This is a genomic window from Serratia sp. K-E0102 (assembly GCF_029962625.1).
Classification (GTDB): Bacteria; Pseudomonadota; Gammaproteobacteria; order Enterobacterales; family Enterobacteriaceae; genus Serratia; species Serratia sarumanii.
The window spans coordinates 4,011,613-4,035,994 of sequence record NZ_CP124754.1; the positions used below are offsets into that span (position 1 = coordinate 4,011,613).

The window sequence follows — 24,382 nt, forward strand, 5'->3', positions numbered from 1 at the left end:
CGTCCTGCCCGCCCCCCCTTCGGGCCGTTGCTTCGCAACGTTCAAATCCGCTCCCGGCGGATTTGTCCTACACAATTCCTCTCATCCTGAGACTCTCCCCTCCGGGGCCGCCGCGAGCGGCGTTAAGGCCCGTTCCCGACGGGCCTTTCGCATGCCCATGCTCGTGCAGAACGCCAGATAACAGACAAAACAAAAAGCCCCATGCTTTCGCATGAGGCTTGTTGTTTTATTTGATGCCTGGCAGTGTCCTACTCTCGCATGGGGAGACCCCACACTACCATCGGCGCTACGGCGTTTCACTTCTGAGTTCGGCATGGGGTCAGGTGGGACCACCGCGCTATTGCCGCCAGGCAAATTCTGTTTCATTCCAACCGCTTCACTTTCGTGTCGCCATCAGAACCAATCTCGGAACTTCGCTGAAAATATCTTCGTCTCTAAAACACCTTCGGTGTTGTAAGGTTAAGCCTCACGGATCATTAGTACTGGTTAGCTCAATGCATCGCTGCACTTACACACCCAGCCTATCAACGTCTTAGTCTTAAACGTTCCTTCAGGGGCCTTAAAGGCCCAGGGAAGACTCATCTTGAGGCAAGTTTCGCGCTTAGATGCTTTCAGCGCTTATCTTTTCCGCACTTAGCTACCGGGCAATGCCATTGGCATGACAACCCGAACACCAGTGGTGCGTTCACTCCGGTCCTCTCGTACTAGGAGCAACCCCTCTCAATCTTCCAACGCCCACGGCAGATAGGGACCGAACTGTCTCACGACGTTCTAAACCCAGCTCGCGTACCACTTTAAATGGCGAACAGCCATACCCTTGGGACCTACTTCAGCCCCAGGATGTGATGAGCCGACATCGAGGTGCCAAACACCGCCGTCGATATGAACTCTTGGGCGGTATCAGCCTGTTATCCCCGGAGTACCTTTTATCCGTTGAGCGATGGCCCTTCCATTCAGAACCACCGGATCACTAAGACCTACTTTCGTACCTGCTCGAGCCGTCACTCTCGCAGTCAAGCTAGCTTATGCCTTTGCACTAACCTCACGATGTCCGACCGTGATTAGCTAACCTTCGTGCTCCTCCGTTACTCTTTGGGAGGAGACCGCCCCAGTCAAACTACCCACCAGACACTGTCCTCACCCCGGATCACGGGGCCGAGTTAGAACATCAAACATTAAAGGGTGGTATTTCAAGGATGGCTCCACGCAGACTGGCGTCCACGCTTCAAAGCCTCCCACCTATCCTACACATCAAGGCTCAATGTTCAGTGTCAAGCTATAGTAAAGGTTCACGGGGTCTTTCCGTCTTGCCGCGGGTACACTGCATCTTCACAGCGAGTTCAATTTCACTGAGTCTCGGGTGGAGACAGCCTGGCCATCATTACGCCATTCGTGCAGGTCGGAACTTACCCGACAAGGAATTTCGCTACCTTAGGACCGTTATAGTTACGGCCGCCGTTTACTGGGGCTTCGATCAAGAGCTTCGCCTTGCGGCTGACCCCATCAATTAACCTTCCAGCACCGGGCAGGCGTCACACCGTATACGTCCACTTTCGTGTTTGCACAGTGCTGTGTTTTTATTAAACAGTTGCAGCCAGCTGGTATCTTCGACTGGCTTCAGCTCCATCCGCAAGGGACTTCACCTACATGCCAGCGTGCCTTCTCCCGAAGTTACGGCACCATTTTGCCTAGTTCCTTCACCCGAGTTCTCTCAAGCGCCTTGGTATTCTCTACCTGACCACCTGTGTCGGTTTGGGGTACGATTTAATGTTACCTGGAGCTTAGAGGATTTTCCTGGAAGCAGGGCATCAACTACTTCTGCACCGTAGTGCATCGTCATCACGCCTCAGGGTTAGTATGCAACCGGATTTACCAGGTCACACCCCCTACACGCTTAAACCGGGACAACCGTCGCCCGGCCAGCCTAGCCTTCTCCGTCCCCCCTTCGCAGTAACACCAAGTACAGGAATATTAACCTGTTTCCCATCGACTACGCTTTTCAGCCTCGCCTTAGGGGTCGACTCACCCTGCCCCGATTAACGTTGGACAGGAACCCTTGGTCTTCCGGCGAGCGGGCTTTTCACCCGCTTTATCGTTACTTATGTCAGCATTCGCACTTCTGATACCTCCAGCAACCCTCACAGGCCACCTTCAACGGCTTACAGAACGCTCCCCTACCCAACAACGCCTAAGCGTCGCTGCCGCAGCTTCGGTGCATGGTTTAGCCCCGTTACATCTTCCGCGCAGGCCGACTCGACCAGTGAGCTATTACGCTTTCTTTAAATGATGGCTGCTTCTAAGCCAACATCCTGGCTGTCTATGCCTTCCCACATCGTTTCCCACTTAACCATGACTTTGGGACCTTAGCTGGCGGTCTGGGTTGTTTCCCTCTTCACGACGGACGTTAGCACCCGCCGTGTGTCTCCCGTGATAACATTCTTCGGTATTCGGAGTTTGCATCGGTTTGGTAAGCCGGGATGGCCCCCTAGCCGAAACAGTGCTCTACCCCCGAAGATGAGTTCACGAGGCGCTACCTAAATAGCTTTCGGGGAGAACCAGCTATCTCCCGGTTTGATTGGCCTTTCACCCCCAGCCACAAGTCATCCGCTAATTTTTCAACATTAGTCGGTTCGGTCCTCCAGTTAGTGTTACCCAACCTTCAACCTGCCCATGGCTAGATCACCGGGTTTCGGGTCTATACCTTGCAACTAATCGCCCAGTTAAGACTCGGTTTCCCTACGGCTCCCCTATACGGTTAACCTTGCTACAAAATATAAGTCGCTGACCCATTATACAAAAGGTACGCAGTCACACCACGAAGGTGCTCCCACTGCTTGTACGTACACGGTTTCAGGTTCTATTTCACTCCCCTCGCCGGGGTTCTTTTCGCCTTTCCCTCACGGTACTGGTTCACTATCGGTCAGTCAGGAGTATTTAGCCTTGGAGGATGGTCCCCCCATATTCAGACAGGATGTCACGTGTCCCGCCCTACTCATCGAACTCACGACCTGTGCATTTTAGTGTACGGGGCTATCACCCTTTGCTGCGCGACTTTCCAGACGCTTCCACTAACACACAAGCCGATTCAGGTTCTGGGCTCCTCCCCGTTCGCTCGCCGCTACTGGGGGAATCTCGGTTGATTTCTTTTCCTCGGGGTACTTAGATGTTTCAGTTCCCCCGGTTCGCCTCATGCCACTATGTATTCATGACATGATAGTGTGTCGAAACACACTGGGTTTCCCCATTCGGGTATCGCCGGTTATAACGGTTCATATCACCTTACCGACGCTTTTCGCAGATTAGCACGCCCTTCATCGCCTCTGACTGCCTAGGCATCCACCGTGTACGCTTAGTCACTTAACCTCACAACCCGAAGATGTTTCCACCGTTCAAGTTGCAAACATTTGAGAGACTCTATGACAGGTTACTCTTCATTCCGGTACTTCTACGGAGGAATGAATTTCAGCCGTCATGTTTCAATTTTCAGCTTGTTCCAGATTGTTAAAGAGCAATATCTTAAACATGACTCGAAAGTCATCTTTAAGATATGGTGTATCGTCAGATACTGAAGACCGCCGCTTTCACCGGGTGGGTCGGAAGCTTGGCGTCCCCTAGGGGATTCGAACCCCTGTTACCGCCGTGAAAGGGCGGTGTCCTAGGCCTCTAGACGAAGGGGACACGACACCGTACTTTTATGACGCTTTTGCTCGTTACTTTTTCATCAGACAATCTGTGTGAGCACGCCACTCGAAGCAATATCTTTAGGTAAGGAGGTGATCCAACCGCAGGTTCCCCTACGGTTACCTTGTTACGACTTCACCCCAGTCATGAATCACAAAGTGGTAAGCGCCCTCCCGAAGGTTAAGCTACCTACTTCTTTTGCAACCCACTCCCATGGTGTGACGGGCGGTGTGTACAAGGCCCGGGAACGTATTCACCGTAGCATTCTGATCTACGATTACTAGCGATTCCGACTTCATGGAGTCGAGTTGCAGACTCCAATCCGGACTACGACGTACTTTATGAGGTCCGCTTGCTCTCGCGAGGTCGCTTCTCTTTGTATACGCCATTGTAGCACGTGTGTAGCCCTACTCGTAAGGGCCATGATGACTTGACGTCATCCCCACCTTCCTCCAGTTTATCACTGGCAGTCTCCTTTGAGTTCCCGGCCGAACCGCTGGCAACAAAGGATAAGGGTTGCGCTCGTTGCGGGACTTAACCCAACATTTCACAACACGAGCTGACGACAGCCATGCAGCACCTGTCTCAGAGTTCCCGAAGGCACCAATCCATCTCTGGAAAGTTCTCTGGATGTCAAGAGTAGGTAAGGTTCTTCGCGTTGCATCGAATTAAACCACATGCTCCACCGCTTGTGCGGGCCCCCGTCAATTCATTTGAGTTTTAACCTTGCGGCCGTACTCCCCAGGCGGTCGATTTAACGCGTTAGCTCCGGAAGCCACGCCTCAAGGGCACAACCTCCAAATCGACATCGTTTACAGCGTGGACTACCAGGGTATCTAATCCTGTTTGCTCCCCACGCTTTCGCACCTGAGCGTCAGTCTTCGTCCAGGGGGCCGCCTTCGCCACCGGTATTCCTCCAGATCTCTACGCATTTCACCGCTACACCTGGAATTCTACCCCCCTCTACGAGACTCTAGCTTGCCAGTTTCAAATGCAGTTCCCAGGTTGAGCCCGGGGATTTCACATCTGACTTAACAAACCGCCTGCGTGCGCTTTACGCCCAGTAATTCCGATTAACGCTTGCACCCTCCGTATTACCGCGGCTGCTGGCACGGAGTTAGCCGGTGCTTCTTCTGCGAGTAACGTCAATTGATGAACGTATTAAGTTCACCACCTTCCTCCTCGCTGAAAGTGCTTTACAACCCGAAGGCCTTCTTCACACACGCGGCATGGCTGCATCAGGCTTGCGCCCATTGTGCAATATTCCCCACTGCTGCCTCCCGTAGGAGTCTGGACCGTGTCTCAGTTCCAGTGTGGCTGGTCATCCTCTCAGACCAGCTAGGGATCGTCGCCTAGGTGAGCCATTACCCCACCTACTAGCTAATCCCATCTGGGCACATCTGATGGCAAGAGGCCCAAAGGTCCCCCTCTTTGGTCTTGCGACGTTATGCGGTATTAGCTACCGTTTCCAGTAGTTATCCCCCTCCATCAGGCAGTTTCCCAGACATTACTCACCCGTCCGCCGCTCGTCACCCAGGGAGCAAGCTCCCTTGTGCTACCGCTCGACTTGCATGTGTTAAGCCTGCCGCCAGCGTTCAATCTGAGCCATGATCAAACTCTTCAATTAAAAGCTTGATTTGCTTCCACTCGAGAAGCGATGCTCAAAGATTTACTGCATGAATTTTACTTCAGTTAGTCACTCTTCAAGACTTGATATTTTTTGCATCCGAAGATGCTGGATATCGTCTTGTGGAGTGCCCACACAGATTGTCTGATAAATTGTTAAAGAGCAGTGAGTTAGGCGCTTTCGCTTGCTAACTCGAGGTGGCGTATATTACGCTTTCCTCTTTCAGAGTCAACCCTAATTTTCAGGATTTTTTCTTTGCGACCCCCGGATACTCTGTGAAGTTGTTCACATGTTCCGTGTCGATGGAGGCGCATTATAGGGAGCCGGTTCAGAATGACAAGCGATAATATGCATTTTTTATCTGACCGCTCACTATTCATTCGTAACGCCTATTAAACCCGCTTTTTGATGGCTTCAGGCAGGTCCGCCAGGCTATTTAGCACCCAATCGGCCAGCTTTTCGCCCTGCTCCGTCACCGGCTTGCCGGTACGCACCAGCACCTTGGTGCCGACGCCGGCCGCGATCGCCGCCTGCATATCTTCCGGTTTATCGCCCACCATATAAGAAGCGGCCATATCGATGTTCAATTCCTGCTGTGCTTGCAGCAGCATGCCCGGCTGCGGTTTACGGCAGTCACACACCTGACGATACTCTTCTACTACCGCCTCCGGATGGTGCGGGCAGAAATAGATGCCGTCGAAGTCAACGTCGCGATCGGCCAGCGACCAGTCCATCCACTCGGTCAGGTACATGAATTGGTCTTCGCTGAATTTGCCGCGCGCAATGCCGGACTGGTTGGTCACCATTACCAGCGCGAAGCCCATCTTTTTGAGTTCGCGACAGGCGTCAATCACGCCGTCAATAAAGTGGAAGTTGTCGATTTCATGGACATAGCCATGGTCAAAGTTAATCGTACCGTCACGATCGAGAAAAATTGCTGGAACGCTTTGTGTCACCGCTTTGCTCCTGAGGGCCTGTATACGCTGACAGTATCGCATGTTTTACCCCACGCTGAGAACGCCGGAGAACGTCGCAGGTCGTTGACTTGGACGTCTAGACGCCTTAACATCTGATCCATACCTTGGTTCCACGCCGAGGTTTACTTTTATCTAGCCACGGGCAACCACGCTAAAATAAGAAGAATATGATTAAACTTTCTAACATCACTAAAGTGTTCCAGCAGGGTTCGCGCACCATTACCGCGCTCTCTGACGTGACCCTTCACGTCCCTGCCGGGCAAATCTATGGCGTCATCGGTTCCTCCGGCGCCGGTAAAAGCACGCTGATTCGCTGCGCCAACATGCTGGAGCGCCCAACGTCCGGCCAGGTGCTGGTCGATGGTCAGGATCTGACCTCGCTGTCGGAAAGCGAACTGACGCGCGCCCGTCGCCAAATCGGCATGATCTTCCAGCACTTCAACCTGCTCTCTTCCCGCACGGTGTTCGGCAACGTGGCGCTGCCGCTGGAGCTGGACAATACGCCGCGCGCCGAGATCAAAAAGCGCGTGACCGAACTGCTGGAGCTGGTCGGCCTGGCGGACAAGCACGACGCCTACCCGGCCAATCTGTCCGGCGGCCAGAAACAGCGCGTGGCGATCGCCCGCGCGCTGGCCAGCAATCCTAAAGTGCTGCTGTGCGATGAAGCCACCAGCGCGTTGGATCCGGCCACCACCCGTTCCATCCTGGAACTGCTGAAAGACATCAACCGCCGGCTGGGCCTGACCATTCTGCTGATCACCCATGAAATGGACGTGGTGAAACGCATCTGCGACCAGGTCGCGGTCATCAGCCAGGGGCAACTGATCGAAAAAGACAGCGTCAGCGAAGTGTTCTCGCACCCGAAAACCCCGCTGGCCCAGCAGTTCATTCAGTCCACATTACATCTGGATATCCCGGACGACTACGCCGCGCGCCTGTCGCCGGAGCGTCAGGGCGACCGCCAACCGCTGCTGCGCCTGGAGTTCACCGGCCAGTCGGTCGATGCGCCGCTGCTGTCTGAAGCCGCTCGCCGCTTCAACGTGAACAACAACATTATCAGCGCCCAGATGGATTATGCCGGCGGCGTGAAATTCGGCGTGATGCTGGCGGAGCTGCACGGCAGCGACGAAGACGCGCTGGCGACTATTAAGTTCCTGCAGGAAAATCAGGTAAAAGTAGAGGTTCTGGGTTATGTCTGAGGCAATGATGTGGTTGATGGCGCGTGGCGTGTGGGAAACCGTCATGATGACCTTTGTCTCCGGCTTCTTCGGTTTCGTGCTCGGCCTGCCGGTAGGTGTGCTGTTGTATGTCACCCGCCCGGGGCAGATCATCGCCAACAACTCGCTGTATAAAATCCTGTCCGGGCTGGTGAACATCTTCCGTTCTATCCCGTTCATTATCCTGCTGGTTTGGATGATTCCGTTTACCCGCATGATCGTCGGCACCTCTATCGGTCTGCAGGCGGCCATCGTGCCGTTGACCGTGGGCGCCGCGCCGTTCATCGCGCGCATGGTGGAAAACGCCCTGCTGGAGATCCCGTCCGGTCTGGTGGAAGCGGCGCGCGCCATGGGCGCCACGCCGATGCAGATCATCAAGAAAGTGTTGCTGCCGGAAGCCCTGCCGGGCCTGGTCAACGCCGCGACCATCACGCTGATCACCCTGGTGGGCTACTCCGCCATGGGCGGCGCAGTCGGCGCCGGCGGTCTGGGCCAAATCGGTTACCAATACGGTTATATCGGTTATAACGCCACAGTGATGAATACCGTATTAGTATTACTGGTAGTTTTGGTTTATCTGATCCAATTCTGCGGCGATCGCATCGTCAAAGCCGTTACCCATAAATAGTTTCACAGCATGTTAATGCGAGTCTAATGAGGAAGGGATATGTCGTTAAAATTTAAATCCATCGCGGCAATTGGCGCACTGATCGGCTCTCTGGCTCTGGCGGGCTGCGGCCAGGATGAAAAGAATCCGAACCACATCAAGGTCGGCGTGATCGTCGGCGCTGAGCAGCAAGTGGCCGAAGTGGCTCAGAAAGTGGCGAAAGAGAAATACGGTCTGGACGTTGAGCTGGTCACTTTCAACGACTACGTGCTGCCTAACGAAGCGTTGAGCAAAGGCGATATCGATCTGAACGCCTTCCAGCACAAGCCATATCTGGATCAGCAGATCAAAGATCGCGGCTACAAGCTGGTGCCGGTCGGCAACACCTTTGTTTACCCGATCGCCGGTTACTCCAAGAAAATCAAATCGCTGGACGAGCTGAAAGAGGGTTCTCAGATCGCACTGCCTAACGATCCGACCAACCTGGGCCGTTCGCTGCTGCTGCTGCAGAAAGTCGGCCTGATCAAACTGAAAGACGGCGTTGGCCTGCTGCCGACCGTGTTGGACGTGACCGAGAACCCGAAAAACCTGAAGCTGGTTGAGCTGGAAGCGCCTCAGCTGCCGCGTTCTCTGGACGATCAGCAGATCGCGCTGGCGGTGATCAACACCACCTACGCCAGCCAGATCGGTCTGACGCCGGCGAAAGACGGCCTGTTCGTGGAAGATAAAGACTCGCCTTACGTCAACCTGCTGGTTGCGCGCGAAGATAACAAAGATGCGGAAAACGTGAAAAAATTCGTGCAGGCCTATCAGTCTGACGAAGTGGACGCCGCCGCCAACAAAATCTTCAACGGCGGTGCGGTGAAAGGCTGGTAAGCGCTTATTCGCCAATTTTATTCCTATAATTGCAAGACGGGCCAAGGCCCGTCTTGTTATTTCCGCCATAGATTGCTTCAATAGCGCCACTTTCATTAAGGCAGAGGAATCTCAATGCGTGTTTTACCTCTCTGTTTGTTAGCGCTCGCGCTGGCCGGATGTTCATCGCAACGTATCGCGCCGTCCTCAACAAACAGCACCAGCAAGCCGACCACCACCGCCCCGGCCAAGACCACGCCGGCCGCCCGCCCCGCTCCGGTAAAACTGTACAAAAGTGCAGAAGAGCTCGTGGGCAAGCCATTCCGCGATCTGGGTGAAGTGTCCGGCGAATCGTGCCAAACCACCGTACAAGACTCCCCACCGAATCTGGCTACCGCCCGTAAACGCATGCAGATCCGCGCGTCTTACATGAAGGCCAACGCCGTGCTGCTGCACGACTGCCAGATTGTCAGCGGCGTCGCCGGTTGTTACCAGCAGGCCGTCTGCCAGGGCTCGGCGCTTAACGTCTCGTCCAAATGACCGAATTCGTTTTCGAGCAGATCGGCGTGATCCGCTCGCCATATAAAGAAAAATTCGCCGTTCCCCGCCAGCCGGGGCTGGTCGAAGACGGTGGCGGCGAACTGCTGCTGCTGCCACCTTACAACCAGGCGGAGGCGGTACGCGGCCTCAGCGATTTCAGCCATCTGTGGGTGATGTTCATTTTCCATCAAACCCTGGAAGGCGGCTGGCGGCCGACGGTGCGCCCGCCGCGTTTAGGCGGCAATGCCCGCATGGGCGTATTCGCCACCCGCTCCACTTTCCGCCCCAACCCGCTCGGCATGTCCCTGATCGAACTGAAAGGCGTGCGGATGAAAAACGGCGAAGTGGCGCTGGAGCTGGGCAGCCTCGATCTGGTCGACGGCACCCCGGTGGTGGACATCAAGCCTTATCTGCCGTTCGCCGAGAGCCAACCGCAGGCCCGCGCCGGTTTTGCCCAGGCCGCGCCCGCCGGCGATATGCCGGTGCATTTCGCGCCTCAGGCCGAGCAGCAGCTGCAGCAACATAAGGTGCGTTATCCGCAATTAAGGCGTTTTATCAGCCAGGTGCTGGCGCAAGATCCCCGTCCCGCCTATCGTAAAGGAGAGGACGTCGAACGGGATTACGCCGTCTGGCTGCTGGATTTCAACGTGCGCTGGCGCGTCGTGGACGGTCATACCGAAGTGTTGGCGCTCGACCCGCGTTAAAATTCCGCCGCCTCTCTTTTGGCGACCCGCTCGCGCTGGTAAACTAAACCACTTTTGTCACTTTTGGCCGCCACTCTGGCAGCCCGATGCAATTTGCAGTTCTAACGGAACCAAAACACCATGCGTACTAGCCAATATCTGCTCTCCACATTGAAGGAGACACCTGCCGACGCCGAAGTGATCAGCCACCAGCTGATGCTGCGCGCCGGGATGATCCGCAAGCTGGCCTCCGGTCTTTACACCTGGCTGCCGACCGGCCTGCGCGTTCTGAAAAAGGTTGAAAACATCGTTCGCGAAGAAATGAACAATGCTAACGCGATCGAAGTGTCCATGCCGGTGGTTCAGCCTGCCGATCTGTGGCAGGAAAGCGGCCGTTGGGAGCAATACGGCCCCGAGCTGCTGCGCTTCGTCGACCGCGGCGATCGTCCGTTCGTGCTGGGCCCGACGCATGAAGAAGTGATCACCGATCTGATCCGCAACGAGATCAGCTCGTACAAACAGCTGCCGCTGAACTTCTTCCAGATCCAGACCAAGTTCCGTGATGAAGTGCGCCCGCGTTTCGGCGTAATGCGTTCCCGTGAGTTCCTGATGAAGGATGCCTACTCCTTCCATACCTCGCAGGAGTCTCTGCAAGAGACTTACGACGCGATGTACGAAGCGTACAGCAAAATCTTCAGCCGCATGGGTCTGGATTTCCGCCCGGTGCAGGCCGATACCGGCTCGATCGGCGGCAGCGCCTCGCACGAATTCCAGGTGCTGGCAGACAGCGGTGAAGACGATATCGTGTTCTCCACCGGTTCCGACTTCGCCGCCAACATCGAGCTGGCGGAAGCGGTCGCGCCGGCGGCGCCTCGCGCGGCGGCCGGCGAAGAATTGCGTCTGGTGGATACGCCGAACGCCAAAACCATCGTTGAGCTGGTCGATCAGTTCCAGCTGCCGGTGGAAAAAACCGTGAAGACGCTGATGGTGCGCGCCACCGAAGAGAGCGGCCACAAGCTGGTTGCCCTGCTGGTGCGCGGCGATCACGAGCTGAACGAAGTCAAGGCCGAGAAGCTGGCGCAGGTTGCCACGCCGCTGACCTTCGCCACTGAAGAAGAAATTCGCGCCATCGTCGGCGCCGGCCCGGGTTCACTCGGCCCGGTCAACCTGCCGATGCCGGTGGTAGCCGACCGCAGCGTGGCGGCGATGAGCGACTTTGGCGCCGGCGCCAACGTCGACGGCAAACACTACTTCGGCATCAACTGGGAGCGCGATCTGCCGCTGCCACAGGTGGCCGATATCCGTAACGTGGTGGACGGCGACGCCAGCCCGGACGGTCAGGGCACGCTGCTGATCAAACGCGGCATCGAAGTGGGCCATATCTTCCAGCTCGGCACCAAGTACTCGGAAGCGATGAAAGCGACCGTGCAGGGCGAAGACGGCCGCAACCAGGTGCTGACCATGGGTTGCTACGGCATCGGGGTCACGCGCGTCGTGGCCGCCGCCATCGAGCAGAATCACGACGAACGCGGCATCATCTGGCCGGACGCCATCGCGCCGTTCCAGGTCGCTATCCTGCCGATGAACATGCACAAGTCGTTCCGCGTGCAGGCGCTGGCCGAAGAGCTGTACAACACCCTGCGCTCCCACGGCATCGACGTGATCCTCGATGACCGCAAAGAGCGCCCGGGCGTGATGTTCGCGGATATGGAGCTGATCGGCGTGCCGCACTCTATCGTTATCGGCGACCGCAATCTCGACAACGAAGAGATCGAGTACAAGAACCGCCGCGTCGGCGAGAAGCAAATGATCAAAACCGGCGAAATCGTTGATTTCCTGCTGGGCCAGATCAAACGCTAAGCGACGAATGCCAGAAAGTAAAAAACCCGCCTAGGCGGGTTTTTTTATATCCGAAATCGCTTATTTGCTGCTGCAGTTCTTGCTGCGGTCAAACACGATTTTGCCGTCCGGCACCAGCGCCTTCTCGGTCAGACCTTCCTCCATCGACGGCTGCACGCTGAAGTGCGCGCTGAACGTCAGGAATACCGGCTCGCCGGCGGTCTTGTATGCTTTGGCGTAACCTTGCTCCAGCGCGATGTTGTTGTCCACCGGGAAGGTTTTGCCGGTAGCGCAGTCCTTGAAGACCGCCGCGTCCGCCATATAGGTGTAGCTGCCTTTCAGCGTCATCGGCGTTTTAGGCAACGGCTTCTCAACCGGATCCAGACGGTAATTCAGCTTGGACTCGATCGGCACGCCGCTGCGATCCAGCATTTCCAGGCTCTTGCCCACCGGGCGGAAATAGCGTTTTTCGCCGTTGCTGTCGGTCAGCACCAGCTTATCCGCGGTGCGCGCCCATTTGCCGTAGTCGGCAAAGGTCTGATCGCCGTCTTTGGTGCCGCGATAGGTTTCCTGCAGCACGAAGGTGCCGTCCTCATCCAGGAACAGCGCCGTCTCCAGACCGCCGCAATCGGCGCAAGGCAACACCCCTTGATAGCTCTGCGGCATTGGCTGCAGCGGTTGTTCCTTCGGTTGATAATGATTGTTGCATCCCAACAACGAGAGTGCGCCTGCCGCGAGGAACAGGGCTACCGTAATTTTTTTCACAGTTATTCTCCTACTGTGTTCATGTATTCCTAAGTGCGAACCTTGCCACGCAGCGCCTTGGTGGCGCCTTTACGCGCCTTGCCTTCCAGGCGACGCAGTTTGGCCCCTTTTGTGGGCTTGGTCGCCTTGCGCGTTTTTTCCACCACCATCGCCTGCCGAATCAGCGCGGCCAGCCTGGCCAACGCCGCTTCGCGATTCAATTCCTGACTGCGATACTCTTGCGCCTTGATAATCACCACGCCATCGGCGGTAATGAGATGATGATTCAGCGCCAGCAGCCTTTCCTTATAATACTCTGGCAGGCTGGATGCCCGGATGTCAAAGCGCAAATGGATCGCCGTTGAGGTTTTGTTCACGTGCTGGCCGCCCGCGCCCTGCGCGCGGATCGCCGTCAATTCCAGCTCATTATCCGGTATGGCGATGTTTCTTGACAGTTCCAGCACCGGTTACACCTGTGCCTGCTGCCACTCGGCAAACTGGATTTCCAGACTATTCTGAGCATCGGACAGCCAAATAGTTCCCTCCTGCAACGTCGCCTGCAGCGTCATGGTGCGGCTGGCCAGCGCAGTCAGGCGCGCCAGCTGTTCGTCGTCGAGGAAACGCACGCTCAGGTTCTTGTAGCCGGCCACCTTGCCCTGCATTCCCTGCCACCACACGTGCGCGGCGCGCTCGCCGTAGGCGTACAGCACCACGCGCGGCGACTGGTTGCAAGCCTTGCGGATGCGTTTTTCGTCGGGCAACCCCATCTCGATCCACATTTCCAGCCCATTGTGGTCGTTGCGCTGCCAGATCTCCGGCTCGTCGTCGGCGCTCAGTCCTTTGGTGAACACCAGCCGCTCGTCGGCATGGCAGATCCAGGCCAACAGGCGCAGCATCATGCGCTGCTCGTTTTCGGACGGGTGTTGCGCCAGCGTCAGCGTGGCGTCGTGGTAGAAGTGACGATCCATATCAGCGATATTGACCGCGGCTTTATAAATGGTTGCTTTCAGCGCCATGGGTGACCTCGTTATTATCCGGCGACAGTGTACTTGATCAGGGCCGAACGCCGCCAGCGCGGCCCGGCCGCGGCAGTGCGAAAGGCGTGCCGGGGTGCTGATAACTCCATAACAGCTGTGCTATAGTCGTCTGGGATAGGATAAAACTCCAAGAGCCTGCGCCTCATCGCGATAGTAGTCTTGATGATGCAGAGGTTCTTAAGGGAGGAAACTGTGCAACAATACTGTGAGTTAGTACGCCGTACTTACGCCGAGATTGGCAGTGGAGATCTTGGCTACGTGCCCGATGCGCTGGCTTGTGCGTTAAAGGCATTGGACGATGTCGCAGCGAACGATGCGCTACCGTCCTCCGTTAGGGAACAGGCGGCCTTTGCCGCCGCTAACTTATTGGTGAGCGACTATGTTGATGAATGATGAGTACCAACCCATCAATTGCGATGACTACGACAACCTGGAACTCGCCTGTCAGCATAAACTTATTCTGAAGCTGGAGTTACGCGACGGAGAAGTGATCGAGGCCAAGGCGATCGACCTGCTGCAAAAGAAACGCGTTGAGTATCTGACCATCGAACAGAATGGCCAACAGCGCGACCTGCGTCTGGACCATATCAGCAGTTTCAGTCATCCGGAAATCGGTACCGTGGTCGTCAGTCTGTCGGACTGAGCAGCGGTAACCCCATCCCAACAGGGCAGCCCAACGGCTGCCCTCGTCATTTACGGCTTCAGGCTGGCGTAAAAGGCCGCCAGATCGGCGATATCGTCATCCGACAGCCCCGACACGTAGGCCTTCATCACCTCGGCCTGGCCGCCGTTGCGCTCCCCTTTCTTGTACGCCTGCAGCGCGTGCTGCAGGTACATGGCATTTTGCCCGGCCAGATTCGGGTACATCGGCACCGTCACCTTGCCCTGCGCACCGTGACACGCAGCACAGGCGGCGGCTTTCGCCTGGCCGGCCGCCGCATCCCCCGCCGCCAACGCCGGCAGGCTGAACAGGCCGGCGGCCAACAGCGTGATCCCCACAAACTTCATTATTGCTCCTCGTGATTATGATTTTTTTCCCAGCGCAGCCGCCACGGACGTTCACCTTCCGGCACCTGCCCCGCCTCACAGACGAATACGCCCAGCGCGGCGATCAGCTGCTCATCATAATAAATCAACGGGATGCGTTCACGCTGCCAGGGCGGGATCCCCAGCTCCTGCCACAATTTTTTTATCGGCCGCGAATGGGCGCGCCCCACGATGCGCACCGCGCCCTGCACGCCGCCGAAACGAATGCTGATCCGCTGCGACGGCTGCGGCGCGCGCAGCGCCAGCTCGCCCTCACCCGCGACAAGCCGCCCCAGCCCGTCCGGTAGCGCCAGCGGCTGATCAGGCTGCCAGGGCAGATGCACATCGCGCAGCGCCGCCAGCGGCGGCAACAGGTGCAACCGGCCGCGGAAACGGCGAATCTGATAGGCGCCGAGCTGCAGCTGCGGTTCGGCATCCTCCCGGCTGAGCGCCACCTCCTCCCACAGGCGCTGAAGCTGCTCACGCGCCGGCATGGTGACGTTAAACAACGCGATCCAGCGCCGCAGCAAGGCGAAGCGCCGCACCGGCGAACAGTCCGTCAGGCCGTCGATCGCCAATGAGCGATCCGCCGCCAACAGGCTTTGCAGCGGTTCTGCCAGCAGTTCGTCCAGCAGCTGCTCCTGCTCGGCGCACAGGCCGGCGCTGCGCGCCACCGCCGAGGCGAAGTGCGGCCAGCGCTGGTTGAGCTGCGGCAACACCTGCAACCGCAGGAAATTGCGATCGAAGCGCGTGTCCTGATTGCTGTCGTCATCTATCCAGGTTAAGGCGTGGCGTTGCGCGTAGTTTTCCAACGTCTGGCGTGAGCAACCCAACAGTGGCCGCAACAGCAGGTGCTCGCCCAACGCGGTGCGCGCCGCCATCGCCGACAGCCCCGCCGGCCCGCTGCCGCGCTTGAGCGCCAGCAGGAAGGTTTCGCTTTGATCGTCGAGGTGTTGGGCGGTGAGTAGCGCTTCGCCCTCCGTTAGCGCGGCGCTGAAGGCGGCATAGCGCGCCGCGCGCGCCGCCGCTTCGATGCCGCCCTGGCGGGCGTCCACCTGCACGTGCGTCACCGTCAGCGGGATCTGCCAGTCGGCGCAGCGGCTGCGGCAATGCTCAACCCAGCGGTCGGCGAAGGCGCTCAGGCCGTGATGCACATGCAGCGCGCGCAGTTGCATTCCCGGACGCCGGCGGCGCAACGCCGCCAGCACATGCAGCAGTACGCTGGAATCCAGGCCGCCGCTGAACGCCACCAGCAGCCGCTGCTGCGCGCCCAACTGGTCTGCCACCCGCGTCGTTAATTGATCAGTATTCATCGGTCGGCTTTGTCACTTCTACATAGCTGCACGTTAACCCCGCCTACCGTCATCAATCAAGCATTAACCGTCCGTGCCTGGCGCCGCGTCAGCAGCCACCAACCGCCCAGCACCGCGATCACCGCCAGCGCGCATCCGGCCGCTCCCCAGCCAATCTGGGCGAAAATGCGGCCATACGCCTGCATCGCCGCCCCCTCGACGTGATCCTCGGCGGTCTGGTTGGCGATGATGCCCGCCAGATAGTTGGCGATCGAGCCGGTCGCCAGCATATAGATGCCGGTCAGCACGCCGGTGGCGCCGGGGATATTCAGCCGGGTGATCTGCGCCATCGCCACCGGATCGATAAACAGTTCGGCGAAGCCCATCACCGCCAGGCCGGCGATCATCAGCCCCATCGATCCCGGCCCGTGCAGCCGCGTATTGAGTGCCATCAGCGTAAAGCCGACGCCGATCAACAGCAGACCGAAGGCGAACTTGCACCAGATGCGCAGCGTGCGATCGCCCGTACCGTCGCCGTTCGCCAGCCATGCCAGCGCCACGCCGCCCAGCATCACCGCGCAGGCGTTAACCGACTGGAACAGCGCGGTCGGCACCGTCCAGCCGAACCAGCGCCGATCGACGAAGTGATCGATAAACAGGCTGATGGAGCTGCCGCCCTGCTGGGCGAAAGCCCAGAACAGCGTGCCCAGCAGCATCAGCACAACAATCTGCCATAGCCCCCGGCGCTGGCCGGCGTCCGCACGCAGCATAATGCGTGCCACCAGCGCCACCGCCGCCACGCACACCAGCCCGAGCAAATAGCCGGCCCAGTCGTGCACAAACAGCAGCGTGAAGAACAGCGGCGATGCCAGCAGCGCCGCCAGCAGCCACCCCCAGTGCGGCAAACCCAGGCTTTTGGCGCGCATCAGCGGTGCATTCACGCCGCGGGTATGGCGGAAGTGGCGCCCGCCGAGCAGGAAGATCGCCAGGCCGGCGAACATGCCGATCCCGGCCAACGCAAAGCCGACGTGCCAGCCATAGCGCTCGGCCGCCAACCCACAGGCGATCGGCGCCAAAATGGAACCGACGTTGCCGGCGGCGTACAGCAGCGAGAAGCCCCCTTCGCGGCGCGAGTCGTGCGCCGGATACAGTTCGCCCAGCAGGCAGCTGATATTGGATTTGAACAGGCCGTAGCCGCAGATGATGATGGCCAGCGCCAGATAGAGCGACTGGGCGGAGACCGCGCTCAGGCCGAGTACGATATGCCCCAGCGTCATCAGCGCCGCGCCGGCGATCACCGCGACGCGATTGCCCAGCAGGCGGTCGGCGAGCCAGCCGCCCAAAATAGGAGTGACGTAAACTAACGAAGCGTAAGCGCTGTAGAGATCGATGGCGTGGCTGTCGGTATAGCCGAGTTGGTGGGTCAGATAGAGAATCAGTAACGCACGCATGCCGTAAAAGCTGAAATATTCCCAAATTTGTATGGCTACGACATAGTAGATTGCGCGCGGCTGTGAGGGTGTTTTCATGGAGGTCTCCCATCAGTCGGTGAACGGCAAAGGGGAAGCGCGAGCGCCTCCCCTGTTATTGGCTGCGGTTATTTCGCCTTCAGCACTTTCACCCGATAACGTCCGTCCGCCTGACGATAGGCGCCGTGAATATCGGTTTCAAAGCCCGGATAATGCGCGCCGATTTCGCACAGCATCTGCAGGAACTCCAGCACCGGCCGGCTCTCCTCGGTCAGCATTTCGCCCGGCATCACCAGCGGCACGCCCGGTGGGTATGGGAGGATCATATTGGCGTTGACCTTGCCGACCATCTCTTCCAGATAAACCTCTTCCACTTCGCCGTGCAGCTCTTTCTGGAACGCCTGGTATGGGTTCATCACCATGGTTGGCAGCACTTCGAACGCGCGGTACATCAGGTCCGGCAGGTTGTGCTGCTCCACCAGGCGGTGAATGTTCTGCGCCAGATCCTGAATGCGCATGTTTTCATAGAAATCAGGCGCTTCGTGATACAGCGAAGGCAGCATGTTTTTCACCCGCAGGTTCAGATCGAACGAGCGTTTGAAGTCGGTCATCGCGCGCAGCAGGCTGAGCGCCTTGGTTTTGTCGATGCCGATGCTGAACAGGAACAGCAGGTTGTACGGCCCGGTTTTCTCGACGATGATGCCGCGTTCGTCGAGGTATTTCGCCACGATGCTGGCCGGGATGCCGAACGGCTGCATCTCGCCTTCCTTGCTCATCCCCGGCGTCAGAATGGTGACCTTGATCGGATCGAGGTACATGTGTTCATTGTCGATGTTCTTGAAACCGTGCCAGGCGCTGTCGGAGCGCAGCGGCCAGCATTCCGGCTCATCGATATGCTCCGGCTGCCAGACGTCGAAGAACCAGCCGTCGGACTCGACTTTCAGGCGTTTGATCTCTTTGCGGAACTTGATCGCGCGTTCGATGGAGCCGTTGATCAGGCGCTTGCCGGCGTTGCCTTTCATCATCGCCGCGGCGGTTTCGGTCGACGCCACGATGCCGTAGTGCGGCGAGGTGGTGGTGTGCATCATGTAGGCTTCGTTGAAGGTTTCTTCGTTGATGTCGCCCTTCACGTGAATCATCGAAGCCTGCGAGAAGGCCGCCAGCAGCTTGTGGGTGGACTGGGTTTCATAGATCACCTTGCCCTCCACGCGGCCGCCGCTCATGCCGCACTTGCCTTTATAGATCGGGTGGAAGTTGGTGTAAGGCACCCAGGCGGAATCGAAGTGGATAGACTTTACGTCCAGGGTGTTCTTGATAAAGTCGGTGTTGTACAGCAGGCCGTCATAGGTGGAGTTGGTGATCACCGCATGCACCGGCCAGGTGGCGTTCGGGGTCTCCTTCACGCGTTTGGCGATGGTGGCGCGCTGGAACTCGCTCTGCGGAATGCCGCCGAGGATGCCGTAGGCGTTGCGGGTCGGGCGGAAGTAGATCGGCGTGATGTCGCTCATCATCATCAGGTGAGTCAGTGACTTGTGGCAGTTACGGTCAATCAGCACCGTGCTGCCCGCCGGCGCCGAATACATGCCGACGATCTTGTTGGCGGTGGAGGTGCCGTTGGTGACCATGTAGCTGCGTTCGGCGTTGAACACGCGGGAAATGTACTCTTCCGCCTCTTTGTGCGGGCCGGAGTGATCCAGCAGCGATCCCAGTTCGGACACCGAAATCGAGATATCCGACTTCATGGTGTTCGGGCCGAAGAAATCGTAGAACAGGCTGCCCACCGGGCTTTTCTGGAATGCGGTGCCGCCCATGTGGCCCGGCGTACAGAAGGTGTATTTGCCTTCGCGCACGTATTTGAACAGCGCCTTGGTCAACGGCGGCAGGATGGTGTCGATATACTCGTCGGTATTCTGTTTGATCTTGGCGGCGATGTCGGTTGCCGCGCCGAGCGCATATTCGAAGAAGCGCACCTGCATGCGCAGATCGTTCAGGCTGACGTCCAGCGTCGAATAGGTGTTGGCGAACGCGTACAGCGGCATGTACTCGTTCAGCTGGCTGATCTCTTCGCACAGCTCCAGGTTGTATTTGTCCCAGTCGAAGATCACCCCGCACAAGCGGGCGTTGTTCTCGATCAGTTTCAGCAGGTCTTCGCGATCGTTAGGGTAAACGATGCGGAAATCCAGACTTTCCAGCGCCTGATGCAGTTCACGGATAGGCTCTTCTTTGAAGTAGACACCCATGTGATTCATGATGGCGATAACGTTCATATGCATTTCTCCTGGCAAAGCAAGCCCCTTCCCGTCGCGGCTGACAGGTCGGAAAGAAAGGGGCTGGGTAAATTCAGTCGGTCAGCGGACGCGAATCAGTGCGCTTTGGCCGTGGTGTTTTCATCGACCGCCGCGGCGTTGGCAGCCTGGCGGGTATTCATTTTCCGGGCGTAGAACATCAGGATAATCAGGCTGATGATAAAGGTGCCGGACAGTTCGAATGAGTTGGCGCCCATCAGCGCGATGAAGCAGAAGCCGCAGCCGCACACCGAAGCGATCAGGCTCAGCAGGTTGCGCACGTTGACCCCTTCGAAGCGGATCAGGTCTACGCAGGAGTAGAAGTAAGGCAGCATGGTCAGCAGCACCGCGATGCCGGTCAGCTCGCCGAACAGGTCGGACGCTTTGCCGCCGGCGGAGCTCATCAGGGTGATCAGCACCATCAGCGCGGTCATTTTGCAGCCGGCCAGCAGCAGGCCTTTCTTCGGAATGCCATTTTTATCCAGCTCGCCGTACACTTTCGGGAAGTTGCCGTCGTTGGCGGCGCGTACCCCGGCCTGGCCGACCAGCATCATCCACGAACCGAGCGACGTCAGGCAGGCGAAGGCAGTGAAGGCGGAAACCATCGGTGCGGCCCAGTTACCCATAATCGCCGAGGCGCTGATGGCGAACGGCGCGCCGCTGGCGGCCATTTCAGACGCCGGGAACATACCGCTGATCACCTGAGTGGCGGCGATGTAGATAATGCCCGCCAGGCCGGTGCCGAGCATGGTTGCCAGCGGCACGGTGCGTTTCGGGTTTTTCACCATGCCGGTGCTGACCGCTGCGGATTCCACGCCGATAAACGCCCACAGGCACAGCAGGATACTTTTGATGACCGCATGGCTGTCGGTGGTGCCGGAGGTATTCCAGTTAGCCTGATAGGTGGCGGCGTCAAACCAGTGCCAGCCGACGGTGGCAGTCACGATCACCGGGATCAGCACCAGCACCAGGCCCAGGGTGGTCAAACGACTGACCCAGGTTCCGCCCAGCATGTTGACGAAGGTGAAGATCCACACGATAGCGATACAGGCGATGCCGGCAGGTACCGGGTTGTTCAGCGCCGGGAAGAAGGTGGAGAGATAAGAAACGGCGGTAATGCCGATGGCCAGGTTACCGATCCAGTTGGCATGGTAATAAAGCACGCCGGTCTGGAAACCGAAGGCCGGGGAAATTTCACCCGCGTAGGCGATAGGGCCGCCCTGCTGCGGGTTTTTGGTGGCGAGGCGGGCATACACATAGGCCAGCGACATCGCCCCGATAATCGAGATCACCCATCCCCAGATGGCGATAGATCCGAGACTCGCCAGGTTGGCGGGCAATAAGGCAATCCCGCTCCCCATCATATTACCGGCGACGACGCCGGTGCAGGCAATAAGCCCTATTTTCTTGGGTGAAGCCATGGTCAGTTTCTCCTGATTTACGTTTCTTATAAGCCACACCCATAAATAAAAGATTTTAATGAGCCGGCTTGATAGTCAGGATGCTAACCATCGGGGGGAATAAAGTCCTAAAGATAAAGTGAGATTACGCTCATGATCATACAAATGATAACCTGAGGTTTTTCATTAACACATCAAGATAAAAAGATAAGCTAAAGAAAAGATAAACATCATTTAAAAACAACAATATGACAAGGTTAATGACGCATAACAAACGGCAAAAAAGAAATAATATCGCGCAGCAAAATAATACATTCACGCAACATGCCTTCACCAATAAATAACGCCGCCATGATTCCCGGAGAATAATGGCGGCGTGATATCGGTTAATTATTGGCGCTGATAGTTATTTAAATAAGGCACCACGTTGGTCAATGACGTCTGGAATACGCCGTTGGTGATCCAATGCAATGTGTCTTCGCCGGGGCGAAGATTGAATGCGGTAATATAAGAATCCGCCGCCAAATGGTTCTGCCCCTGCATTTCATACACCTTGCCCAGCAGCACATAATTCAGCCACGACATTTGCAATTCAATCCCCAGATCGATCGCCCGGTGCGCCTCGTCAATGCGCCCCTGCGTCAATGCATCTACCGCCAGAACTTGCTGCATGATTGGCGTGTTTTTCAATTCGGGGATCGTCGCCAGATGGCTGATATCGGCGCGCAATTGCGCCAGGGCCTGGCTGTCGAACGGTTGATAAGAATTACGCAGCAGATCCACCAGCGCCTTTTCGGCCAGCAGGTAATGGAAGTTCGGCGCGCTTTTAATCAGCTCGCTCAGCTGGGCGCTGGCGCGGGTCAACGAATCGGCGTCGCCGTGGATCAGCAACTGGTGCGCCTGGTAGAAACGCTGCAGCAACGGCCCGTTGTCGGGCAGCAGCTGCGCCAGGCGCTGCTCCAGCTGTGGCGGCCAGGGCTGCTTCAGCGCAGCGGACAGGCTGGAGAGGAAGTCGGTCTGGATCTTCAGCTGGTTATCGGCGGTAATAAAGTAACGCTTGTCCAGCATGACTGAGCTGTCGGCGTTATCCACCAGCCGCACGGACAGGAAACACTGCTGGGCGCGGTAGTGGCGCTGATTGACGAACTCGATATACAGCGACTTGCCCGAGTTGCTGGGGCCGGAATAGTTGTAGTTGGTCTGGTCGTGTACCAGGAAGGTCGAGTAGGTGTTCAGCGAATCGGTGATCAGCTCGCTGACGCCCACCACATAAGAGAGCTGCGGCATCCAGTTACTGCAGCTCTCGCCGCCCTGGATGCGAATATCGATATCGCGCGGGTTGAGCAGCACCGGCATGGTGGATACCGGCACGCGCTGCGACAGCGTGGCGATGCCGACAAACGCCACGCAGACGCTGAGCGCCGCCAGAAACGCCAGCCACACCCAGAAGGTCGAGCGACGATAAAAACGCGGCTTCTTTTCGCCGGGCGCGGCAGGCGGTGCGCTTGTCCGGCGCGGCGGCACATACGGCGTCTCGTCTTCCTCGCTGCCGTCTTCCGGCTCATGCATGATCACCGCGATCTGCGGCGCCTGTGCGGGAGCGGGTTGCGTCTCCCCTTCTTCACACCAGATCACCGACGTCGCCAGCTTATACCCGCGCTTGGGCACGGTGATAATGTATTCCGGGCTGTCGCTGTCACCGTCTTTCAGGTATTTGCGCAGCTCTGAAATACATTGGGTCACCACATGGTTGGTGACGATATTGCGCTTCCAGACGTTGTCGATCAGCTCGTCGCGGCTCAGCACCACGTCGGGATGCCGGGCGAAATAGCACAGCATGTCGATCAGGCGCGGTTCCAGCGTTTTTTGGCGTCCGTCGCGGCTGATGGTGTTGTCGGCAGGGGTAACCAGCCACTCCCCGACGCGAAAAGCAGGCTCTTGCATGGCGGAAATAACTCTGTAGGCATGTAGGGCAAGGGCGCGATCATAGCATAACCGCCCCCGGCTGTGGCCGCCGGGAGGCGATTAAGCCGTTAACTCTCGTATAATTCTAACGGTAAACCATCGGGATCGCTGAAAAAGGTAAAACGGGATTGGGTATAAGGATCGACGCGTACCGGTTCGCAGGCGACGCCGGCCGCCTGCAGATGGGCGATGGCCTGGCCAATGTCGTCAACGCTGAACGCCAGATGGCGCAGGCCGCAGGCCTCCGGGCGGCTGACGCGGGCCGGCGGCGAAGGGAAAGAAAACAGCTCGATAGTGTATTGCCCGTTGAGCGCCAGATCGGCTTTCCAGGAGCCGCGCTCCTCGCGGTAGACTTCGCTCAGCAGGGTAAATCCGAGAATGTCGCAGTAAAAATGCTTACTGGCGGCGTAGTCCGCGCCAATGATCGCGATATGGTGTACCTGACGTAACGCCAGCATGGCAGCCTCTCCTGTTCGGTCTGATGAGGCAAGGTATCCGGCGGCGGTGATGCCGTCAACGGTCAATCTTATCTGCTGTTCTCCCCCATTTGCGCTCTCATACAATCCCGCCGTAACATTCAAATTATTTTTGATAATTACAATACGAAATTATATTAGTATTGAATTTATTTGCCGCCTATTCACGCAATGACGGCAACAAAACTCACCTGAATAAAGGAACAGGTATGAAAATGCGCCCCGGCGTCATCGGTTCGTTAATGTGTATTTCCACTTCGGTTTGGGCAACGACGGCGCCCGTTTGCGTAAAAACAGACCGGCTCCAAATCGAGGGGTTGTTCGAGCGGTGGAATACCGCTTTACAGAGTGGAGAAGCGCAAAAAGTCGCAAATACTTATCTGGACGATGCGGTGTTGCTCCCCACGCTTTCCAACAAGATGCGGCTGACGAATGCCGAACGGGTGGATTACTTCAGACATTTTCTGGCGAAAAGACCGGTGGGCAACATTAAAAGCCGCACCATACGCCTTGGCTGCAACACCGCGATAGATACCGGCATCTATGCCTTTACGTTCGCAGACAAATCGACGGTATCGGCGCGTTATACCTTTACCTATGCCTGGGACGGTGACGAGTGGAAAATCTCCACTCATCACTCCTCCGTCATGCCGGAAAGCTGA

20 protein-coding genes, 1 tRNA gene and 3 rRNA genes are annotated in these 24,382 nt (G+C 57.5%); 9 read left to right on the forward strand and 15 right to left on the reverse strand.

All coding sequences use genetic code 11. The annotated features are described in order from the left end of the window. Positions 1-235: 235 nt before the first annotated feature. The 5 genes from rrf to gmhB form a co-directional block, all read right to left on the reverse strand. Positions 236-351: ribosomal RNA gene (gene rrf, locus SSARUM2_RS19145) — 5S ribosomal RNA — on the reverse strand. Positions 352-455: 104 nt separating this feature from the next. Beyond that, a 23S ribosomal RNA gene (locus SSARUM2_RS19150) occupies positions 456-3,363 on the reverse strand. A 239-nt stretch (positions 3,364-3,602) separates the two neighbouring features. After that, positions 3,603-3,678: transfer RNA gene (locus SSARUM2_RS19155), tRNA-Glu, on the reverse strand. A gap of 88 nt (positions 3,679-3,766) precedes the next feature. Beyond that, positions 3,767-5,308 (reverse strand): 16S ribosomal RNA (locus SSARUM2_RS19160). Together the 16S, 23S and 5S rRNA genes with 1 tRNA gene alongside form the textbook arrangement of a ribosomal RNA operon. A 392-nt stretch (positions 5,309-5,700) precedes the next feature. Further along, a complete protein-coding gene (gmhB, locus tag SSARUM2_RS19165; RefSeq protein WP_060438372.1) occupies positions 5,701-6,264 on the reverse strand; it encodes a D-glycero-beta-D-manno-heptose 1,7-bisphosphate 7-phosphatase in 564 nt (187 codons plus the stop codon). A 188-nt stretch (positions 6,265-6,452) separates the two neighbouring features. Between gmhB and metN the strand changes: the two genes are divergently transcribed. The 6 genes from metN (at position 6,453) to proS (ending at position 12,047) form a co-directional block, all read left to right on the forward strand. Next, positions 6,453-7,484: a methionine ABC transporter ATP-binding protein MetN gene (metN, locus tag SSARUM2_RS19170; RefSeq protein WP_004932012.1), complete on the forward strand. Its 1,032-nt coding sequence runs from the start codon at positions 6,453-6,455 to the stop codon at positions 7,482-7,484. Then, on the forward strand, positions 7,477-8,130 hold the full coding sequence (locus SSARUM2_RS19175) for a methionine ABC transporter permease MetI (protein WP_004932010.1): 654 nt from the start codon (positions 7,477-7,479) through the stop codon (positions 8,128-8,130). The genes metN and SSARUM2_RS19175 overlap by 8 nt, the downstream gene beginning before the upstream one ends. A 39-nt stretch (positions 8,131-8,169) precedes the next feature. After that, the gene (locus SSARUM2_RS19180) at positions 8,170-8,985 is read left to right on the forward strand and encodes a MetQ/NlpA family lipoprotein (protein WP_033635716.1); all 816 of its coding nucleotides are present in this window, start codon (positions 8,170-8,172) and stop codon (positions 8,983-8,985) included. A gap of 114 nt (positions 8,986-9,099) precedes the next feature. Beyond that, complete coding sequence (gene rcsF, locus SSARUM2_RS19185; RefSeq protein ID WP_025304011.1) at positions 9,100-9,504, forward strand: Rcs stress response system protein RcsF; 405 nt, start codon at positions 9,100-9,102, stop codon at positions 9,502-9,504. Continuing rightward, positions 9,501-10,208: a tRNA (N6-threonylcarbamoyladenosine(37)-N6)-methyltransferase TrmO gene (tsaA, locus tag SSARUM2_RS19190; RefSeq protein WP_060438373.1), complete on the forward strand. Its 708-nt coding sequence runs from the start codon at positions 9,501-9,503 to the stop codon at positions 10,206-10,208. The genes rcsF and tsaA overlap by 4 nt, the downstream gene beginning before the upstream one ends. Positions 10,209-10,328: 120 nt before the next feature. Continuing rightward, entirely contained in the window at positions 10,329-12,047 is a 1,719-nt protein-coding gene (gene proS / locus SSARUM2_RS19195) for a proline--tRNA ligase (RefSeq protein ID WP_033655309.1), read from the forward strand. A 60-nt stretch (positions 12,048-12,107) separates the two neighbouring features. Here the strand turns inward: proS and nlpE are convergent, their stop codons facing one another. Genes nlpE through SSARUM2_RS19210 form a run of 3 tightly spaced genes read right to left on the reverse strand, consistent with a single transcriptional unit; the run spans position 12,108 to position 13,786 of the window. Continuing rightward, positions 12,108-12,791, reverse strand: a complete 684-nt coding sequence (gene nlpE, locus SSARUM2_RS19200) for an envelope stress response activation lipoprotein NlpE (protein ID WP_033655310.1) — start codon at positions 12,789-12,791, stop codon at positions 12,108-12,110. A gap of 29 nt (positions 12,792-12,820) precedes the next feature. Continuing rightward, positions 12,821-13,234 carry an alternative ribosome rescue aminoacyl-tRNA hydrolase ArfB gene (gene arfB / locus SSARUM2_RS19205; RefSeq protein WP_049233542.1) on the reverse strand — a complete coding sequence of 138 codons (414 nt, stop codon included), beginning with the start codon at positions 13,232-13,234 and terminating at the stop codon, positions 12,821-12,823. 3 nt (positions 13,235-13,237) lie between these two features. After that, positions 13,238-13,786, reverse strand: a complete 549-nt coding sequence (locus SSARUM2_RS19210; RefSeq protein ID WP_025304016.1) for a YaeQ family protein — start codon at positions 13,784-13,786, stop codon at positions 13,238-13,240. Positions 13,787-13,999: 213 nt separating this feature from the next. Between SSARUM2_RS19210 and SSARUM2_RS19215 the strand changes: the two genes are divergently transcribed. Both SSARUM2_RS19215 and rof read left to right on the forward strand, forming a co-directional pair. Next, on the forward strand, positions 14,000-14,200 hold the full coding sequence (locus SSARUM2_RS19215; protein WP_004931993.1) for a YaeP family protein: 201 nt from the start codon (positions 14,000-14,002) through the stop codon (positions 14,198-14,200). Then, positions 14,187-14,450 carry a Rho-binding antiterminator gene (gene rof / locus SSARUM2_RS19220; RefSeq protein ID WP_004931991.1) on the forward strand — a complete coding sequence of 88 codons (264 nt, stop codon included), beginning with the start codon at positions 14,187-14,189 and terminating at the stop codon, positions 14,448-14,450. The genes SSARUM2_RS19215 and rof overlap by 14 nt, the downstream gene beginning before the upstream one ends. A 50-nt stretch (positions 14,451-14,500) precedes the next feature. Here rof and SSARUM2_RS19225 read toward each other — a convergent pair whose 3' ends face one another. From SSARUM2_RS19225 to SSARUM2_RS19255, 7 genes are all read right to left on the reverse strand, one after another. Further along, on the reverse strand, positions 14,501-14,815 hold the full coding sequence (locus tag SSARUM2_RS19225; RefSeq protein ID WP_033635721.1) for a c-type cytochrome: 315 nt from the start codon (positions 14,813-14,815) through the stop codon (positions 14,501-14,503). Continuing rightward, complete coding sequence (gene tilS, locus SSARUM2_RS19230) at positions 14,815-16,146, reverse strand: tRNA lysidine(34) synthetase TilS (RefSeq protein WP_060438374.1); 1,332 nt, start codon at positions 16,144-16,146, stop codon at positions 14,815-14,817. Before tilS ends, SSARUM2_RS19225 begins: the two co-directional genes overlap by 1 nt. A 56-nt stretch (positions 16,147-16,202) precedes the next feature. Further along, a complete protein-coding gene (gene dtpD, locus SSARUM2_RS19235; protein WP_049213637.1) occupies positions 16,203-17,654 on the reverse strand; it encodes a dipeptide permease DtpD in 1,452 nt (483 codons plus the stop codon). A 68-nt stretch (positions 17,655-17,722) separates the two neighbouring features. Next, on the reverse strand, positions 17,723-19,861 hold the full coding sequence (gene cadA / locus SSARUM2_RS19240; protein WP_043139919.1) for a lysine decarboxylase CadA: 2,139 nt from the start codon (positions 19,859-19,861) through the stop codon (positions 17,723-17,725). 95 nt (positions 19,862-19,956) lie between these two features. Next, positions 19,957-21,300 carry a cadaverine/lysine antiporter gene (cadB, locus tag SSARUM2_RS19245; RefSeq protein WP_033649814.1) on the reverse strand — a complete coding sequence of 448 codons (1,344 nt, stop codon included), beginning with the start codon at positions 21,298-21,300 and terminating at the stop codon, positions 19,957-19,959. Positions 21,301-21,669: 369 nt separating this feature from the next. Continuing rightward, positions 21,670-23,223 (reverse strand): lysine decarboxylation/transport transcriptional activator CadC, encoded by a 1,554-nt coding sequence (cadC, locus tag SSARUM2_RS19250; protein ID WP_060429307.1) that lies wholly within the window; start codon positions 23,221-23,223, stop codon positions 21,670-21,672. 89 nt (positions 23,224-23,312) lie between these two features. Beyond that, a complete protein-coding gene (locus tag SSARUM2_RS19255) occupies positions 23,313-23,702 on the reverse strand; it encodes a VOC family protein (protein WP_060388405.1) in 390 nt (129 codons plus the stop codon). A 227-nt stretch (positions 23,703-23,929) separates the two neighbouring features. Between SSARUM2_RS19255 and SSARUM2_RS19260 the strand changes: the two genes are divergently transcribed. Next, positions 23,930-24,382, forward strand: a complete 453-nt coding sequence (locus tag SSARUM2_RS19260; protein ID WP_072270112.1) for an SgcJ/EcaC family oxidoreductase — start codon at positions 23,930-23,932, stop codon at positions 24,380-24,382.